General features: G+C 63.2%; 15 protein-coding genes. 7 read left to right on the forward strand and 8 right to left on the reverse strand.

Features of this window, described 5'->3' with window-relative positions; genetic code table 11:
• Positions 1 to 125: 125 nt before the first annotated feature.
• The 6 genes from ACZF5Y_RS07390 (at position 126) to ACZF5Y_RS07415 (ending at position 4,594) form a co-directional block, all read left to right on the forward strand.
• Positions 126 to 503, forward strand: coding sequence for a HesB/IscA family protein (locus tag ACZF5Y_RS07390; protein WP_053352993.1), 378 nt, complete (start codon positions 126 to 128; stop codon positions 501 to 503).
• A 161-nt stretch (positions 504 to 664) separates the two neighbouring features.
• A complete protein-coding gene (ctaC, locus tag ACZF5Y_RS07395) occupies positions 665 to 1,513 on the forward strand; it encodes an aa3-type cytochrome oxidase subunit II (RefSeq protein WP_053385841.1) in 849 nt (282 codons plus the stop codon).
• Positions 1,514 to 1,529: 16 nt separating this feature from the next.
• Positions 1,530 to 3,173, forward strand: coding sequence for an aa3-type cytochrome oxidase subunit I (ctaD, locus tag ACZF5Y_RS07400; RefSeq protein ID WP_053352995.1), 1,644 nt, complete (start codon positions 1,530 to 1,532; stop codon positions 3,171 to 3,173).
• 18 nt (positions 3,174 to 3,191) lie between these two features.
• Positions 3,192 to 3,614 carry an aa3-type cytochrome oxidase subunit IV gene (gene ctaF / locus ACZF5Y_RS07405; protein ID WP_053352996.1) on the forward strand — a complete coding sequence of 141 codons (423 nt, stop codon included), beginning with the start codon at positions 3,192 to 3,194 and terminating at the stop codon, positions 3,612 to 3,614.
• Positions 3,615 to 3,625: 11 nt separating this feature from the next.
• Positions 3,626 to 4,069 carry a GNAT family N-acetyltransferase gene (locus ACZF5Y_RS07410; RefSeq protein ID WP_497535150.1) on the forward strand — a complete coding sequence of 148 codons (444 nt, stop codon included), beginning with the start codon at positions 3,626 to 3,628 and terminating at the stop codon, positions 4,067 to 4,069.
• Between the two features lie 3 nt (positions 4,070 to 4,072).
• Positions 4,073 to 4,594, forward strand: a complete 522-nt coding sequence (locus ACZF5Y_RS07415) for a helix-turn-helix domain-containing protein (RefSeq protein ID WP_497535151.1) — start codon at positions 4,073 to 4,075, stop codon at positions 4,592 to 4,594.
• Positions 4,595 to 5,095: 501 nt separating this feature from the next.
• Here the strand turns inward: ACZF5Y_RS07415 and qcrB are convergent.
• Genes qcrB through ctaE form a run of 4 tightly spaced genes read right to left on the reverse strand, consistent with a single transcriptional unit; the run spans position 5,096 to position 9,320 of the window.
• Positions 5,096 to 6,721, reverse strand: coding sequence for a cytochrome bc1 complex cytochrome b subunit (gene qcrB / locus ACZF5Y_RS07420; RefSeq protein WP_053385843.1), 1,626 nt, complete (start codon positions 6,719 to 6,721; stop codon positions 5,096 to 5,098).
• Positions 6,718 to 7,830: a cytochrome bc1 complex Rieske iron-sulfur subunit gene (qcrA, locus tag ACZF5Y_RS07425; RefSeq protein ID WP_497535152.1), complete on the reverse strand. Its 1,113-nt coding sequence runs from the start codon at positions 7,828 to 7,830 to the stop codon at positions 6,718 to 6,720. Before qcrA ends, qcrB begins: the two co-directional genes overlap by 4 nt.
• A 45-nt stretch (positions 7,831 to 7,875) precedes the next feature.
• Positions 7,876 to 8,685, reverse strand: a complete 810-nt coding sequence (gene qcrC / locus ACZF5Y_RS07430) for a cytochrome bc1 complex diheme cytochrome c subunit (RefSeq protein ID WP_497535153.1) — start codon at positions 8,683 to 8,685, stop codon at positions 7,876 to 7,878.
• Positions 8,686 to 8,705: 20 nt separating this feature from the next.
• Positions 8,706 to 9,320, reverse strand: coding sequence for an aa3-type cytochrome oxidase subunit III (ctaE, locus tag ACZF5Y_RS07435; RefSeq protein WP_053353002.1), 615 nt, complete (start codon positions 9,318 to 9,320; stop codon positions 8,706 to 8,708).
• A gap of 196 nt (positions 9,321 to 9,516) precedes the next feature.
• On the opposite strand from ctaE, the gene trpD reads away from it, so the two are divergent.
• The gene (gene trpD, locus ACZF5Y_RS07440; RefSeq protein ID WP_497535154.1) at positions 9,517 to 10,593 is read left to right on the forward strand and encodes an anthranilate phosphoribosyltransferase; all 1,077 of its coding nucleotides are present in this window, start codon (positions 9,517 to 9,519) and stop codon (positions 10,591 to 10,593) included.
• Here the strand turns inward: trpD and ACZF5Y_RS07445 are convergent.
• The 4 genes from ACZF5Y_RS07445 to ACZF5Y_RS07460 form a co-directional block, all read right to left on the reverse strand.
• On the reverse strand, positions 10,574 to 11,425 hold the full coding sequence (locus tag ACZF5Y_RS07445; protein WP_497535156.1) for a M23 family metallopeptidase: 852 nt from the start codon (positions 11,423 to 11,425) through the stop codon (positions 10,574 to 10,576). The two genes, trpD and ACZF5Y_RS07445, sit on opposite strands and share 20 nt — an antisense overlap.
• Positions 11,426 to 11,559: 134 nt before the next feature.
• Positions 11,560 to 12,933, reverse strand: coding sequence for an LPXTG cell wall anchor domain-containing protein (locus ACZF5Y_RS07450; protein WP_497535157.1), 1,374 nt, complete (start codon positions 12,931 to 12,933; stop codon positions 11,560 to 11,562).
• A 38-nt stretch (positions 12,934 to 12,971) separates the two neighbouring features.
• Complete coding sequence (locus ACZF5Y_RS07455) at positions 12,972 to 15,986, reverse strand: glycosyl hydrolase (protein WP_497535158.1); 3,015 nt, start codon at positions 15,984 to 15,986, stop codon at positions 12,972 to 12,974.
• A 127-nt stretch (positions 15,987 to 16,113) separates the two neighbouring features.
• On the reverse strand, positions 16,114 to 18,120 hold the full coding sequence (locus ACZF5Y_RS07460; RefSeq protein WP_497535159.1) for a BCCT family transporter: 2,007 nt from the start codon (positions 18,118 to 18,120) through the stop codon (positions 16,114 to 16,116).
• Positions 18,121 to 18,147: the final 27 nt, after the last annotated feature.

Genomic DNA, 18,147 nt, shown 5'->3' on the forward strand with positions numbered 1-18,147 from the left:
CGGTGCACGCGGTGATCGGCCTGCGCCGATATACCCCCAGAGTACCGTGCTCGGCTCCGCGTTCACGACGCGCCCGGCGCGGTAGACTGCTTGCGAACGATCACGACGTGAGCGAGGAGTTACGCATGAGCATCGATACGATCGCACCGGCGGGTACCGCGGCCGCAGCAGAACAGGCGCACGGCGTCGCACTGAGCGAAAACGCACGAGACAAGGTGCGCAGTCTGCTGGCCCAGGAGGGGCGAGACGACCTGCGTCTGCGCATCGCCGTTCAGCCCGGCGGCTGCTCGGGTTTGATCTACCAATTGTTCTTCGACGAGCGCGAGCTCGACAACGATGCAGTGGTCGACTTCGACGGTGTCGGCGTGGTCGTCGACGCCATGAGCATTCCGTACCTCAACGGTGCCACGATCGATTTCGAAGACACGATTCAGAAGCAGGGCTTCACGATCGACAACCCGAACGCGCAGGGTAGCTGCGCGTGCGGTGACAGCTTCAGCTGATCCGCGCCCGCGCGACACCAGTATCCGCGACACCCCCTCGTGGTTCGGGGAACGGTCGTGTTCGCGCTAAGCTGTCAGGGAGTCATCAGCTTCGCTCGCATGCGTGCGAATCGAAGCGAAACAATGTTTTCGAAAGGTATGCGGTGCGTTCCAATCGTCGAATGAAATGGGTCGCGGCCCCGGTAGCGCTCTCCGCAGCGTTGCTCCTGGCGGGCTGTACTCCCGAGCAGCAGCGAGGCTTCCTCCCCGCGGGCTCCGAGGGGGCCACGAACCACACCGATGGAGTGACGGGCCTCTGGGTCACCTCCTGGATCGTGCTGCTCGCAGTGGGCGTCATTACGTGGGGTCTCATTATCTGGGCCACCATCGCCTACCGGCGTCGGAAGGGCCAGACCGGCTTGCCCGTGCAGCTGCGCTACAACATGCCGATCGAGACGTTCTTCACGGTCGTCCCCGTGATCCTTGTGATCGGCTTCTTCGCGTTCACCGCACAGGAACAGTCGAAGATCGAGGCGCGCTACGACAACCCCGAGAACATCGTCGAGGTCGTGGGCAAGCGCTGGTCGTGGGACTTCAACTACGTCAATGACGATGTCTACTTCCAGGGCGTCCAGGTGCAGACCGATGACGACGGCGAGGCCGAGGCCGACACCATGCCGGTGCTCTACCTGCCGGTCGACAAGACCACCGAGATCCGTCTCGAGACCCGCGATGTCATTCACTCCTTCTGGGTGGTGGAGTTTTTGTACAAGAAGGACATGATCCCGGGTCAGACGAACTACATGAGCTTCACTCCGACCAAGACCGGCACCTTCATGGGCAAGTGCGCCGAACTCTGCGGCGAGTACCACTCGATGATGCTCTTCCAGGTCAAGGTCGTCGAACAAGACGAGTACGACGCTTACGTCAAGTCGCTCCGCGAATCCGGGAACGAGGGGCAGGTCTCTGAAGATCTGAACCCGAACCAGGAGAAGTTCCAGAGCGACCAGGCCAAGGCTCAGAACGAGTAACGAGGGATACGAAAACATGAAGAAGGGCAATGTCATTGTCTCGTGGCTGACGTCCACGGACCACAAGGTGATCGGGTACATGTACTTGATCAGCTCCTTCGTGTGGTTCCTGATCGGCGGCCTCATGGCTCTCGTCATCCGTGCGCAGCTGTTTGCGCCGGGCCTCGAAGTCATTCCGACCAAAGAGCAGTACAACCAGCTGTTCACCATGCACGGCACCATCATGCTGCTGATGTTCGCGACCCCGCTGTTCGCAGGCTTCGCCAACGTCATCATGCCGCTGCAGATCGGCGCTCCTGACGTCGCGTTCCCGCGACTCAACGCCTTCGCGTTCTGGCTCTACACGTTCGGTTCACTGATCGCCGTCGGCGGCTTCCTCACCCCGCAGGGGGCGGCTTCGTTCGGTTGGTTCGCGTATGCGCCTCTCTCGGACATGACGTACTCGCCAGGTGTGGGTGGCAATCTCTGGGTGCTCGGCCTCGGCGTTTCCGGTTTCGGCACCATCATGGGCGGCGTGAACTTCATCACGACGATCATCACGATGCGCGCCCCGGGTATGACGATGTGGCGCATGTCCGTGTTCACCTGGAACACGCTGATCACCTCGATCCTGGTGCTGCTGGTGTTCCCGGTGCTCGCTGCAGCGATGTTCGGCCTCGCAGCCGACCGAATCTTCCACGCTCAGATCTACAACGGCGAGGGCGGTGCCATCCTCTGGCAGCACCTCTTCTGGTTCTTCGGTCACCCCGAGGTGTACATCATCGCGCTGCCGTTCTTCGGAATCGTCTCCGAGATCTTCCCGGTATTCAGCCGCAAGCCGATCTTCGGATACAAGACGCTGATCTATGCGACCATCGCGATCGCCGCGCTTTCCATGACCGTGTGGGCGCACCACATGTACGTCACCGGTTCGGTGCTCCTGCCGTTCTTCGCGCTGATGACGATGCTCATCGCCGTTCCGACGGGCGTGAAGATCTTCAACTGGCTCGGCACCATGTGGCGCGGATCGATCACGTTCGAAACCCCCATGCTCTGGTCGATCGGCTTCTTGGTCACCTTCGTCTTCGGCGGTCTCACGGGCGTCATTCTCGCGTCGCCGGCACTGGACTTCCACCTGTCGGATACATATTTCGTGGTGGCCCACTTCCACTACGTGGTCTTCGGAACGGTCGTGTTCGCGATGTTCGCGGGCTTCTACTTCTGGTGGCCCAAGTGGACCGGCAAGATGCTTGACGAGCGACTTGGCAAGATTCACTTCTGGGTGCTCTTCATCGGTTTCCACACCACGTTCCTGGTGCAGCACTGGTTGGGCGTGATGGCGATGCCGCGTCGTTACTACACCTACCTGCCTTCTGATGGCGTGACCTGGGGCAACCAGCTCTCGACCGTCGGCGCGATGATCCTCGGCGCCTCGATGATCCCGTTCCTGCTGAACGTGTACATCACCGCGCGTCGCGCGCCGAAGGTCACCGTCAACGACCCCTGGGGCTACGGACGTTCGCTTGAGTGGGCGACCTCCTGCCCGCCGCCTCGTCATAACTTCACGTCGATCCCGCGCATCCGTTCGGAGTCGCCCGCATTCGATCTCAACCATCCCGAGATCAGTGGTGTGGAGCAGCCGATTCGGCAGACCGAGCGCGAGCTCGCTGACAAGCAGTGAGCTGAGGAGTAACCAGTTATGAAATCCAATATCGTTATCTTCTGGATTCTCACGGTCTACTTGGTCGTGCTTGCCGCGGTCTACACCGTGTGGAACATTATTGCTCACGGTTATGTCGAATGGGTTGGTTCCACGGCGATCCTGTTGTCGGGTGCCCTGACCGGCTTTATCGCCTCCTATCTCGTGCTCGTGCAGCGCAAGCAGGGCGGTGTGCTGGTCGAAGATCTCGAGGACTCCGATATCGACGATGGCGACCCGGAGCTCGGCGAATTCAGCCCCTGGAGCTGGTGGCCGCTCGTGCTTGCGTTCGGCGCCGCAATCGTGGTGCTCGGACTGTGCATCGGATTCAACTTCTGGCTGTCGTTCTTGACCCTCCCCATCGTCATCGTCGGTGTCGTCGGCTGGGTGTACGAGTACTACCGCGGTAACTTCGCGCGCTAAGGCGGTTGCAATTGGGAATCATCATTCGACGCGGTCGCAGTGAAGACGGCTCTGACGTTCTCGGACTGGCGCGCCAGTTCACCACGGGCCGCGAGCCCATCGGTCGCGATGAGTTCACCGTAGCTTTCGATAACGTGCTGCGGCACCGCGACCAGGAGGCGAACGTACTCTTCGTTGCCGAGCTCGAGGATCGCGTCGTCGGTTACTCGTTGATGACGGTCTCCCGGCTGTTGCACGCACCGGGGCTCACCGCACATCTCCAAGAGATCGTCGTCGACGAAGGCTCACGCGGGCACGGGGTCGGCGATCGACTGATGCAGGCCAACGAGCACTACTGCATGGGGCGTGGGGTTCGACAGCTGTCGGCCTCGACCGCCCGATTCGGCTCGTTCTACAATCATCGTGGTTTCGAAGCCGTCGGTGAGCACTACCGCAAGATTCTCGAACTGGGATAACACATGACGGAACGTCGCCCGCGGCGAAAGCCCGGCGAGAACCGTCAACGTCTTCGAGAGGCCGGACTCATTGAGTTCGGCCTCTTTGGCTTTCACGGGGCATCGACCGCCGGTATTGCCGCGCGTGCTGATGTGCCGCAACCGCACGTCTACGCGAGCTTTACGACGAAGCAGGCTCTCTTTCTCGAATGCTGCGCCCTCGCATCGCAGATGCTCACTGAACCTGTCGTGCCTCGTCCCGCCGCAGGTAATGTCGGCGTCTCACGGGAACACGCAGACCTTTCTCGAGTCGACCTTCAGGCGCATTCTGGCACCATTGACGAATCGATCGACCGTCTCACGGCGCCGGCCGCGTTTCAGTGCGTGCTACAGGCATTCGCAGCGCTGGGTGTCACCGAGCTTCGTGACCCACTCGCAAGGATTCTTGCGGAACTTCGTGATCGTCACGGAGCCGAGTGGATTGCTGCTCGGTTCGGTAGCGTAGCGATTGACGCGTTGGATTGTGCCCTTCGCGACGCCATCTGACGCCTGAAGCTCGCTCGCACGATGTATGCGAGTCCCTGAGACTGGCTCTCGACTGTCACCGATCGATCTCAGCCGTGCGGCACTCTACCGCGTTTCGTGAACGAGGGGTGCGAAGGACGTAGTGCACCGCAGGCATGACTGAGACAGGCAGAGAAGTGCCTTACGTTGGCGAGTAACGCCTGGTATGGTGCCTGCGCAGTGCGGGCTCGGGCAGAACGGGACGCGTACCGTTCTCGGTGAAATGCAGCTGTCAGCGGAGTAGCCGCTGAGGGTTGTTCCCCAAGGGGGAGTGACTTTGGTGACGGCTTGCGTTCACCGGAGGTATGTCTGTCGGGTGCTGCATTCAGACCTGCGTCTGGCTGCAGGCGCGGCATACTGACCTCTGCGTCGATGCTGCGGGCCGACGAACTGTACGCGCTGTGGGGGAGGAGAAGGCAAGAACGCCCCACCCGAAACACGTTCGGATGGGGCGTTCTTGTGAGCCGCGGAGCGGAACTGGGGTTAGTGGCCCTCGTGGTGTCCTTGCTCAAGTTCACCCTTGCTGGGGGGAACGATGCGGTCTTCGAAGAACCAACGGCTGAAGCCGGCACGCAGTCGCTTGGAGAACGGGATGCGCCCATCATCGTTCGGACGGAGCATCAGCGGTGCGTAGTCGTGGTAGCTCACCAGCTGCCACGACTCGTATGCGTCGAGCGGTTTGTGCACCTCGATGAACTCACCACCGGGCATGCGGACGATGCGACCGGACTCGTAGCCGTGCAGTGCGATCGAGCGGTCCTTCTTCTGCAGAGCGAGGCAAATGCGCTTCGCGACCTGGTAGGAGAAGATCGGTCCGAAGATGAGCAGGAACTGCAGGGCGTGGATGACACCCTCCATGGACAGCTGGAAGTGAGTCGCCATCAGGTCGGAGCTCGCACCCGCCCACATGACTGCGTAGAACGTGACACCGGCTGCGCCGATTGCGGTACGCGTCGGCGCGTTGCGGGGGCGGTCCAGGATGTGGTGCTCACGCTTGTCGCCGGTGACCCAAGCTTCGATGAAGGGGTAGACCATCACGAGCACGATGAACAGGCCGATGATGCCGAGCGGCAGCAGCATGTTCCACGACCATGTCCAACCGAACCACTCGGTCTCGAGCCCCGGAGGTACGAGACGGAGCATGCCGTCGGCGAAGCCGATGTACCAGTCAGGCTGCGTACCTGCCGAGACGGGGGATGGGTCGTACGGTCCGTAGTTCCAGATCGGGTTGATACCGACAAGTGAGGCGATCAGCGCGATCACACCGAACACGATGAAGAAGAAGCCGCCGGCCTTCGCTGCGTAGACCGGGAGGATCGGGAAGCCGACCACGTTCTGCTGCGTCTTGCCCGGGCCAGGGTACTGGGTGTGCTTGTGAATGATCACAAACGCAAGGTGCATCGCAACAAACAGAATGACCAAGGCGGGCAGCACCATGATGTGCAGCATGTAGAGCCGACCGACGATGGCAGTACCGGGGAACTCGCCTCCGAAGAAGAAGTACGAGAGGTAGGTGCCAACAACCGGGATCGCCTTGATGATGCCGTCGATGATGCGGAGGCCGTTTCCGGAGAGCACATCGTCTGGCAGCGAGTAGCCCGTGAAGCCCTCAGCCATGGCCAGGATGAAGAGCACGAAACCGATCACCCAGTTGAGCTCGCGCGGCTTGCGGAATGCCCCCGTGAAGAAGATGCGGAGCATGTGCAAGCCGATGGAAGCCACGAAGAGGAGCGCAGCCCAGTGGTGCACGTGGCGCATGAGTAGGCCGCCGCGCACGGAGAACGAGATATCGAGCGTCGACGCCATCGCGGCGGACATCTCCACGCCCTTCATCGGCACGTACGGGCCGGTGTAGTGCGTTTCAACCATCGATGCCTGGAAGAACAGCGTCAGGAAAGTGCCCGAGAGCAGAATAACAACGAAGCTGTAGAGCGCGACTTCACCGAGCAGGAACGACCAGTGGTCGGGGAATACCTTGCGGCCGAACTCCTTGACGGCGACACCGATCTTGGTGCGCTCGTCGATGTAGTTCGCCGCAGCGGCGGTGAAGCGGCTCGATCCGCTCTGAGCTTGCTGGCTCGACGGTGATTCGGTGACGGTGCTGCTCACTTGAGACGCTCCCAAAAGCTCGGGCCGACGGGTTCGTGGAAGTCGCTCTGCGCAACGAGGTAGCCCTCGTCATCAACAGTGATCGGGAGCTGGGGAAGCGGTCGCTTCGCCGGCCCGAAGATCACCTTGGCGTGCTCGGAGACATCGAACTGCGACTGGTGGCAGGGGCACAGCAGGTGATGCGTGTGCTGCTCGTAGAGCGCCACCGGGCACCCGACGTGGGTGCAGACCTTCGAGTAAGCGACGATGCCGTCGTACGACCAGCCTTCTCGCTCGGGGAGCTCCTTGAGATCCTTCTGATCAAGACGCATGAGCAGAACGATGGCCTTGGCCTTGGCATCAAGCAGATGCGTGCTGCCGCCACGCTCGTCGAGCGTCATCTTCTCGAAGTCCTCGTGATTGAGGGTTTCGGGAATGACGTGGAAGGCGGAACCGATCGTGACTTCGCTGGCTTTGATGGGAACACCAGAGGGATCGCGTGCAAGACGCACGCCCTCGGTCCACATCGTATGGTGCAGCAGTTCCACAGCGTCGCGATCCTGCGGTGCCAGGCCGCGAAGCAGCGTGATGCCCGGCAGCGGGAAAGCGATCAATGCGCCGATCAAGCTGTTGCGCACCAACGAGCGACGGGAGAAGCCCGACTCCTCATCGGCCAATTTGAAGACCTCGGCGGAAGCCTCGCGGGTCGGCGTATCACTGGCGACGTCGTGGCGGATGTCGATCGACTCGTGGTCGGCCATGATGGCCTTACCCCAGTGCACCGCACCTATTCCGACGGCGAGCAAGGCGAGTGCCATGCCAAGGCCGACGAACATGGTGTGCAGGCGCACTGCCATGAGATCTCCCGTTTCAATCGGGAAGAACATGTAGGCAAGCACGGCGCCGAGGCTTCCGGCGATCGAGAGGTAGAAGAGGGTGTAAACGGTGCGTTCAGCACGTTTCGCCTTCTTCGGATCAAGATCCGTGACGCGCTTGCGATGCGGGGGCAGGCCCGGATTCTGCACGGCGTCGGACGAGATCACCGCGGTACCGACGGCGGCTTCGACCGAGCCGTGGCCGTCCGCGGCGACAACGGCGTGTTCGCCGTTGTGCTTCGCTTCCTCTGCCATGTTGCTCCTTGACTCCTGACTCATGAATGCTGTGTGCGTCGTCGACTAGTTCGACTTCGCGGTGACCCAGACGGTGAGACCGATCACGGCGCCCAGTCCGATCACCCAGATGAAGAGGCCCTCTGCGACCGGGCCGATGGACCCAAGGGTCAATCCGCCAACAGCCGGCTGGTTCTCGATGTACTTGAGGTACGAGATGATGTCGGCCTTGTCTTGAGGCGAGATATTCGCATCATTGAACACGGGCATGTTCTGCGGGCCGGTGATCATGGCCTCATAGATGTGCGTCGGGGCCACCCCGGTGAGCTTCGGTGCGAACTTGCCCTCGGTGAGAGCGCCACCCGCCGCGGCCACGTTGTGGCACATTGCGCAGTTGATGCGGAAGAGCTCGGCTCCGTTCGCGACGCCCTCGTCGTCACTGTCAGCCTGGAGGTACTGCGTTTCGGGCAGTGCCGGTCCGGGAGCGAGCGAGGCGACATAGGCCGCCATCTGCAGCGTCTGCTCCTCGGTGAACTGCTGAGGCTTCACCATTCCCTGCGGGCCCTGGAACGCCAGCGGCATACGGCCGGTACCGACCTGGAAGTTCACAGAAGCCGCACCGACACCGATCAGCGTCGGGCCGTCGTCCGTTCCCTGAGCTGCGGCACCGTGGCAGGTGGCGCAGTTGGCGCCAAAGAGCTTCTCGCCGGCTTCGATGGTGGAGGGGGAGGTCAGATCGACCTCTGCCGTTGCCGACGTCTGGCTGAAGCCGGCATACGCGGCGCCGGTCACGAGCAGACCGACTGCGACAAGAGCGGCTGTTGCCAGCGGGTGCCGGCGGCCAGACTTGCGCAGGTTCTTCTTGGTGCGAACCATGTTGTCGATGACTCCTGACCCTATTTGAGGACGTAGATGACGATGAAGAGGATGATCCACACGATGTCGACGAAGTGCCAGTAGTACGACACCACGACCGCGGTGGTCTCTTCCTTGTGCGTGAAGTTCTTGACCGCGTAGATGCGACCGATGACCAGCAGGAATGCGACCAGGCCCAGCGAGACGTGGATGCCGTGGAAGCCGGTGGTCATGTAGAAGGCTGAACCGTAAGGATCAGAAGCGAGAGTGATGCCCTCGGAGACGAAGGTCGCGTACTCGAATGACTGGCCCGCGACGAAGATCGCGCCCATGAAGAACGTGAGGTAGAACCACTCGACGGTGCCCCACTTCTTCGGGCTCGCTCCGGTGGCGCGCGGCTGCATGCGCTCTGCGGCAAAGACGCCGGCCTGAGCGGTGAACGAAGACGCGACCAGAATCAGCGTGTTGATCAGCGCGAACGTGAAGTTGTGCTTCTCGGTCTGTTCTGCCCACAGCTCGGGGTTCATTGCGCGCAGCGTGAAGTAGATCGCGAAGAGGCCCGCGAAGAACATGACCTCGCTGCCGAGCCACACGATCGTGCCGACGGCGACGATATTCGGTCGCTTCACCGCAGGCACGGCTGACTTGGTATTCATAGTGGTCGTTGTCACCCCTCCATTATGGCTGAAAGTCAGGTGTGCATTTTCACTCGGACACGGCGCGCCGAACTTTCTGCATCCTTCCCCGGTAGCCTACCGGTTCCCGAGCCCCTCGAAGCGCCTCGGATGCCCCGCATTCATCCGATGAAGTGGCGCTATGACGCGGTTTTCGGCCCCTCGATAGAATCGAGCCATGATCGACGAACGCACCTGGCCGACCGTACTGACAACACTGCTCGAGGGTGACGATCTCAGCGTCTCTCAGGCCGAGTGGGCGATGTCAAGGTTCATGACGGGTGAGGCCAGCGGCGCCCAGATCGGGGCATTTCTGGTTGCACTCCGTTCCAAAGGCGTGACGGTCGATGAGACGATCGGTTTCCGCGACGCGATTCTTGCGGAAGCGCTGCCGATTGAACTTCCGGCGATGTCGCTGGACATCGTGGGGACTGGTGGCGATCGCTTCGGTACCGTCAATATTTCGACTATGGCGTCGATCACCGCGGCAGCCGCTGGTGCGCCGGTCGTCAAGCACGGTAACCGGGCAGCAAGCAGTCTGTCGGGAGCGTCCGATGTGCTGAGCGCACTCGGCATTGACCTGAGTCTTGACGCACGGCAGCTGGTGACGGCATTCGAAGATTCCGGGATCGCGTTCGTACACGCCGCACGGTTCCTCCCAGGTTTCCGACACGTGGCCGAGGCCCGCAAAGATCTCGGGATCTCTACGGTGTTCAATTTCCTCGGGCCACTGTGTAACCCCGTGCGTCCAGAAGCATCGGCAGTCGGCGTTGCAGATCTCGATCGAGTCCCGATTTTCGTCGGTGTGTTCCGACTTCGCGGCGCATCCGCGCTGGTCTTCCGGGGAGATGACGGGCTCGACGAGCTCACCACCACCGGTCACTCCCGACTGTGGGAGGTCAGCCGAGGCGGGCTCACCGAGCACGACATCGACCCGCGAGATCTGGGGATTCCGCGCGCTCAGATCAGCGACCTGGTCGGCGGCACTCCGGAGGAGAATGCCGAGGTAGTGCATCGTGTGCTCGCGGGCGAGACCGGCCCGGTTCGCGACATCGTGTTGCTGAACGCGGCGGCCGGCCTTGTCGCCTTTGATCTGGCTCAGAATCCCGAGTCGGCGGAGCGAGCACTGCTCGATCGCCTCGCAGAGAAACTGCTGGTCGCTGCCGACGCCATCGATTCCGGACGAGCGGCCGCAAAGCTCGCAGCATGGGCTGGAGCGACCTCAGCGGCCGGCGCTACTCCGGTTTCCCAGTAGTTGCTGGCTCCGTCGTTGCGGTGGCGCTCTGCAGCGACCGGGCAGGGGCGTCGCGGTCGAGCCGGTAGTACTTCGCAAGGAACGGCATCGGATCGATGGCTGTGTCGTTCACGCGGAGTGCGAGGTGGAGGTGTGCGCCAAAGGCGATTCCGGTTGCGCCAACTTTGCCGGCGGGCTCGCCCATCTTGATGGTGTCTCCGACCTTCCACGTGTGAGAGTCGTTCTGCATGTGGCAGTATCGACTGGTCACCTCTTGGCCGTCGATCTCGTGCTTGAGCTTCAGGCCAAACCCGCAACCGTCGGTGGCGTAACCCGCCTCAAGCACGGTCCCATCGGCGATCGCGAGCACGGGGGTGCCGGCGCCCGCTCCGAAGTCTTGCGCGTCATGGAATTGCGCCACGGGTGCAGTGCGATACCCGAACGTGTCTGTGAGCGGAACCGGTGAAGCGAACGGATAGTTCACCACGGAGCGTGCGCGGAACTCGTAGCCGATCGTCGATGGCTCGTCCGTGTCGACGATCGCGACTTCTGAGAGCGTCGATGGCACCTCGTCGCCCGTGATCTCCGAGAAGAGCTTCTGCTGTGCGGCAGGCGTCTCGAGCGCGCTCGACTGCTGCACCAGCGGCAATGCGAGCGTTCCGACGAGCGCGCAAACGCTGATGCCGGCGGCAATTCGTGCGAAGCGATGTCGCGGCCGAGGCGCAGCGGGATCCGTCATCGGAGCGTCGTCGGGCACATGGGCGACGCGCGGGCTGACCACGGAGTCGCCGGGTCCGAGCATCGTGCTGGGGGTGCCGACGTGCTGCGCGGGGCGAAGCTCAGGAGCGGTCATTCGAGCTTTCGGTTCGGGATCGGGGTGCTGATCTTCAACCCGAAAGATAACGTTCAGGTTACAAGGTCTGGACTCCACGTGCCAGGTCGGGGCGGAAAACCCGCCCCGACCTGCATTTATGCGGACTCCTCGAGTCAGCGCACGCGCCGTCGCCGCACGAAGAACAGAGCTCCGACCGCGATGAGTGCCACGCCCAGGAGCGCCGTTGCCGCGACCGCACCGCCGGTGAGGGGGAGTGCCCCGTGTCCGTCGGTTCCGGATCCGCTCCCGTCGCTGCTGCCGGCCGCACCGCGTGAACCGGCTTCGGCAGCGATCGAGTTTGCCGCGGCACCAGCATTGCTCGCGGCAGTTGCTGTTCCCGCTGAACCGGATCCGCCGTCGACTGCGGCGTTGGCTTCCGCCGAGTCGGCGTCTGAGTTGGCATCCGCGGAACCCGCGGTTGACGGAGCGACTGGGGGAGAAGAGACGACCCCGACATACGGGATGCTGCCGGCCGCATGTGCAAAGACCCAGGCAGACACTGTCGCGCCGGCGTGTGCATCAGTGAGCGCGAGTTCTGTGCCCGCGTGCTCGAGGGTGACGGCGTCGGCGCTCCAGCGGTGCGAGACCGAGTCGGGCGCAGCAGCAAATTCCGGGTCGATGACGGTGAGCACCGCTCCGACCCGGGCATCGCCCGACAGCGTCGGCGAGGCGGCTTCGATGGCGGCTTCGGGGCCGGTTGCGAGCTCGAGGTCGCCGAAATCGATGTGATCCTGGGCGAAGATGAGCGCGTCGGTCGTCGACGGCGCGAAGTCACTGCCTCGGGCTGCCACCCAAGGCACATAGCCCCCGGGGGGAACCCGGGGAATAGTCACGGTGCCATCCGCGTCGGCAAAGACGCGGGCCGAGGACACTGATGCACCCGTCGCATCGATGCCGCGCAATTGTGCGGCCGCGTCATCGAGGTCGATGAGGGTGTCATTGCCTTCGACGACGCGCAGCACCGCTTCGCCTCCCAGCCGGGTGAGGCGGATATCGGCGAATGAACCATCGTTCGTTGCTCCGTCAGCAATCGTGAACTCTGGGGAATCGTCGGCGTAGTCGGCGTTGCCGCCGAGTGACTCCCCAAGTGCAAACCGGGCATTTGAGACATCGGTGGAGAAATCCAGGGTGTACGCACCGTCGGGCAGGAACCCGAGCTGCCAGGCCCCGCTGGCGTCGGACTCGGTCTCCTGCTCGAACACGTAGGCACCGACCCCGTCATCCCATCGGTAGGCGGACACCTCGACGCGATCGAGCACCGCATCGCCCTCACGGACGATTCCGCCGATGGTGGCATCAACCGCGTGGGCAGCCGATGAACTCCACGGGAGCGAAATGCCAGCCAGCGCGAGACCGACGACCACGGCGGTGCCGACGAGCCGGTTCGATCCGGCACCCGAACTGCGCATCGCCCGTCGTGACCCCGACACCGCCGCGAGGCGGTCGATGGCGCGGTCGATGCGGGGCGCTGTGTGGGGAAGTGACATCGTGGGCTTTCTGTTGACGAATTGGTTGAGGTGCATAATCAGGCCACCCGCGCCTTCCCGAAGGGGAGCACGGTCACCGGGCCGATGAGCCCATACGACTGGCTGGCAATAGAGCCATACACGGCCGGATTCACCACACGCAGGCGATTGATGAGCGGAGAGGCGACTTCGATGCGAAGCGTGTTGCGACCCGAACGCACATATTCCGAGATGTCGAGCTCGGTGTCCGTGAGGTCAACGTGGGCGACCGGTGCGCTGTTGACCCAGACTTTGAATGTGTCGAGTACCTGACCGAGTGAGAGTCGGACGCCCCCGGTTCCTGCGCGCCACGCGCCGTCGAGGCTGAACGTGGTGCGATAGGTACCGACGCCTGCGGTGTCCGCGAATCCGAGATCTTTCCACGCGCCGAGGGGCGTCGAGTCGATCTGTGTCGTCGAACGCTCCGTACTCACTCCGTCCCCTCCGGGGTGCCAATCCTCGAGCGCGAGCGACCAGTCGTCGAGCGAAATGGGGTCGGGAAGCGCGGGGACGAGTGTGCGCTTCTCGCGGCCATCCGCGAACGCGACCGTGTGGGTTCCCGGTTGGGTGGAATGCAAGACGACCGATCCGTCACGGTCGACGGCAATCGCGTCACCCGAGGTGGCGGTGACCACAGCTCGGGGCGTGACGGTACCGGCCCAGCCTTCCGGCGCGAGCACCACCACGGTGGACTGCGCAGGGTTCAGCCGAATGAGGAGTGAAACCGTGGCACCGTCGCGGGTGTATCGCGCAATCGGTCGCACCTCTCCGGTCCATGAGTCGAGCTCGTACGGCACGTGCGTCTCGGAGCGGGCGGTGAGCGTCACCTCCTGCTCAATGCGCACCAGCTTGTCTTTTGCCGGATTGTGTTTCGCGTTCACGATGTAGAAGAAATCCACTCCATCAGCGACTCGGTGGATGTGCTTGAGGTTTGAGAACGCATAGCTGGCGGTGCGCTGCACGCCGAGCGCAGCGAGCGCGACGGGAATGTCATCGTTACCGGCGGCCGACGCCACGTTGGGCAGCGCGCGCAGCGCGGCGATGAGTTCGACTACCCGTTGGTTAGTCGCCGCGTCGCGGTAGCCGGTCGAGGCCGGCTTGCTCCAATCGCCGAAGAACACCAGTGGCAGCCCGCCCTGCGCCAGTTCAAGTAGTCGCTCTCCAGCGCGAACTGACATCGTCGCCTCGTTGCCGCGGAAACGGTCGATATCGAGAATGAGGGCCCGGTAGTTTCCACCGTCGGGAGCGAAGCGACCGCCGGCAAGCACGGATGCCTCCTGGAAAAGCCCGGACTCGTTCAGGAATCCGTGCGTCCAGCCAATCGGAATGCCCGAGGCGGTTGCCCACGGCGCACCGATGCCGGTTTGGGCCCAGCCTTTCTGTCGATAGAACGCGATGTCGTATTCCGCGCGCCCCTGGCGCAGCACCCACTGGGTTCGTGCGATCGCTGCGGCGACGCGATCGAGATGACCCCATACCGGAGTGCGGGGTCCCCAGGCCTCCGAATAGCCGACACCTCCGTTGTAGGGGGAGAACGCCGCGAAGCCTGGCCATCCGGCGCCCGGTGCCGCTGCGTAGGGGAACCCGTGCAGCACGGTCTGATTGACGCCCCCGCAGAAGGTCTCAGCCAGTGTGAACAGCACCTCGTTGCGCCAAGTCGTGAGGTATGCCTTGTTGAGGTAGGCGGAAGATTCGCAGCTGAGCAGCGTGCGTCCGGCGATGTCGCGACCGCTCGCGAGCACTCGGTAATCGTCGATGTTCTTCGCCCCGAGCGACTCGGTCTCAGGAATGTCGACGACGCCGGCCTGCTCGAGCGAATCCTGCTCGAGGCCGTACGCCTGTACGCGGTACTCGAGGCCATACGAGTGCGCCCAGTCGCGAAGCGGGATCAGATGGTGTTCCGAGTACAGCTCGCTCATGACTTGGTTGTAGTCGTCGCGCACCCGGGTTGTCACGATGTCGTCGAAGTCGTACTGGTACTTCTCCTTGGTCTCGACGATGGCGGCGAGGAAGGGAAGGATGTCGTAACTCATGCGGGTCTGGAACTCGGCGGCGATCGCCGGAGTCCACAGGGTGGCGTGCGTCTCAATTTCGAGAGAGTCTTCGAAGAACGTACCGCCCACCGAGCCGAGGAGTTCGATGATGCGCGGGGTGAGCAGGTTCGCTTTCCAGTAGTCGATGAGCGTCTGGGAGCCCGCCGCGCTGAAATGGTCAACGACATAGGAGGTGGGGTTGGTGTGATCGCCGCCTTCTGGGCGTTGACCGCTGCCGCGCTCCCAATAGGCGAGCAGTACCCAGTTGCCGCCCGCGCCGGGTGCGGTCCACGAGAGCGTCTCGCCGGAGGTCTGCGCGGTGAGATCGACGAAACTGCCGCGCTTGAGTACGGTCGGCTTGTTCGTCACGACGGTGACGATCTCGAAGGCGTGCACCGCGATCAGGTGGCGTTCCGTTACGCCGGTATCCGGCGGAGTGATCGGTTCGGGCAACGCGCCGTTGAATTCGGCTCCCGGTGCGAGGGTCACGCTGCCGTGCGCGAGCTCCTTGATGGCCGCCGCGGATTGCGGTGTGATGTTCGGCGTCGCCGCGGGCCACGATGGCCCGAGTGTGATGTCGATCTCGATGCCCTCTTCAGTCGCGGTGTGTAACGCGCGTTCGACGGCGGCGACCCAGTGCTCGCCGCCCCAGCCGTACTCGTCGAGATCGAGCCCGCCCTTGACGCTGTGATGCACGTCGGAGATCTCCAGGCCGCCGAACCCCGAACGTGCCGCTTGCTGCACTTCTGCAGCGATCTCATCGAGGTCGACCTGACCGTTCGGCCACCACCAGCGGAATCGGGGCGCGGTCGCCGCGGTCGGCGCCGTGAACCCGTCGAGCGTGGGCGGGGCGGTCGCAATATCGACCGCGCGAAGGGACGGAGCGCCCCAAGCTGGGCTCGCGGTTGTCGCTGCGGCGACCCCGGCGGCTGTGATCGCCGAGTATCTGAGCAGTTGTCGGCGAGTCAGTCCAGACGGCTGCCCGTGAACGGGTGATGACATGCGTGTACGCCCCCTTGCGACAACGGCGTCAATGCACCTCTGCACTCGCCGTTGAGTTGAATCGTTTCAAAACAGTGCGGTTCCAGCTTAGTGAACGGTCAGAAACGACGTCAATGTTTCTGGGGAGTCACGAGCGCGTGTCGTCGCCCTCAGCCGTGTCGCGTGTGTGGTCCGATTCGGTTGACAGATCGCGTTTCGCAATGGGGCGACCGTCGGGGGAGCGGCGACTCGTGGTGAGAGACGCGTCGCCCGATGCCGTGTGATCGGAGCGTTCAGGCCCGCGCGGCTGAATGCGCCCGGGGTCGAGCGTGCGCTGCACATCTGGCGGAGTGATCTGCTGGATCGGGCCGGTGGTCGCGTCGACGTACCAGTCGGTGAGCGCCGGATCGTCGCTGTCAAAGCCGGCACCGGCGCCCTCGTCGGCGGGCACCTGATTGGTGCCGAAGACGAAATCGTCGCCGTACTCGTCGATGCCGCGACGCACACCCTGCGCGATGGCGGCTCGGGCATACGCTCGGCGGATGAGGTACGGATCGGTGCGCAGATCCTTCGCCCACGAAATCATGATCCCAATCACGATCACGGCGAACGGGAGCGCGGACACGACCATCAGCGACTGCAGACCGGAGAGCGTATCCCGCCCACCGGCCAGCAGGAGCGCCACGGCGATCAGACTGAGGAGGAGACCCCAGACAATCGTGACCCATTTTGCCGGCTCTGGGCGCCCACCCTGCGACATCGATGCCATGACGATCGAGGCCGAGTCGGCCGCGGTCACGAAGAACACGAGCACGGCGATCATCGCGACCACCGAAGTGATTGCGCCGAGAGGCAACTCATGGAGCACTTCGAAGAGGACCGCCTCACCCGAACCGCCGGCTTCGAGATCGGCGCCCTGAGAGGTCTGGAAGATTGCGGTGCTGCCATAGATCACAAACCAGGCAACGACAATTGCCGAGGGCACGAGTACCACCGTGGTCACGAACTCTCGAAGTGTCCGACCGCGTGAAATCTTGGCGATGAACATGCCGACGAATGGCGTCCACGACACCCACCACGCCCAATAGTAGGTGGTCCAACTCGAGAGGAAGGTTGTCGCCGCTTCACCCTGGTTCGGGTTGCGGGCGAGCATGGCGGGCGCCTGCGCGAAGAACTCGATGAGTGAGGCGGGCATGAAATTCAGGATGTAGACGGTCGGACCTGCGATCAGCACGAAGACTCCGAGCGCGCCCGTCAACGCCATGTTCAGGTTCGAGAGCCGCCGGATCCCCTTCTTCACGCCGGAGACCGCGGATGCGATGAACAACGCCGTCAGAATGGCGATCGCGCCGATGATGAACGCGTTGCCCATCGGGCCGAGTCCGGTGACGAATCGAAACCCGCTCTCGATCTGCAAGGCGCCGATGCCCAGCGAAACCGCGGTACCGAAGAGCGTCACGATGATGGCGAAAATGTCGATCACGCGCCCGAGTGCGCGATGACTGCTGCCTGGGAAGACGGGTTCGAACAATGCTGAGATCAGTGGTGCGCGCCCGCGACGATACGCGCTGTAGGCGATGGCGCCGCCGACGAGAGCATAGAACGCCCAGGCGATCGGGCCCCAGTGGAGAATGGTCTGCGCCAGTGCGGGCAATGCTGCATCGGCGCTGCCCGGCTCGACGTCGACTCCCGGTGCTGGATTGAGAAAGTAGGTGAGCGGCTCGAGCGGCCCGTAGAAGAGCAGGCCGATTCCGAGCCCCGCCGCGAAGAGCATTGAGATCCACGACGTCGTCGTGAACTCGGGCTCTTCGTCGTCGGCGCCCAGTCGGATACCGCCGGTGCGACCGTAGCCCACGACCAGCATGAAGCCCGCCACTGAAATGGCGAGCGCACCGAACAGCCAACTGAAGTGCTCGGTGACCCATTGAAGCGACGAGCCGCCAACGACAGCAATCGAATCCGGTGCGATAAACGCCCAGATGATGACACCGAGGGTCAACGTCATGGCGACGCCGAACACGACCCAGTTCGTCGCGAAACGCAGGCCCGTCTGCTCCACGCCGATACCGGGAATCAGTCCGGGATGGGGGAGCGGCGGCGGGGCGGGCAGCGTGATTTTGCGAGTGCGTTTGCCGGGCGGCTGCGAAGCGCTCATGAGTGGGATCCCTCTAAGGTCGAAGCG

The sequence above is a fragment of the Leucobacter sp. WKLB1 genome (genome assembly GCF_059696215.1).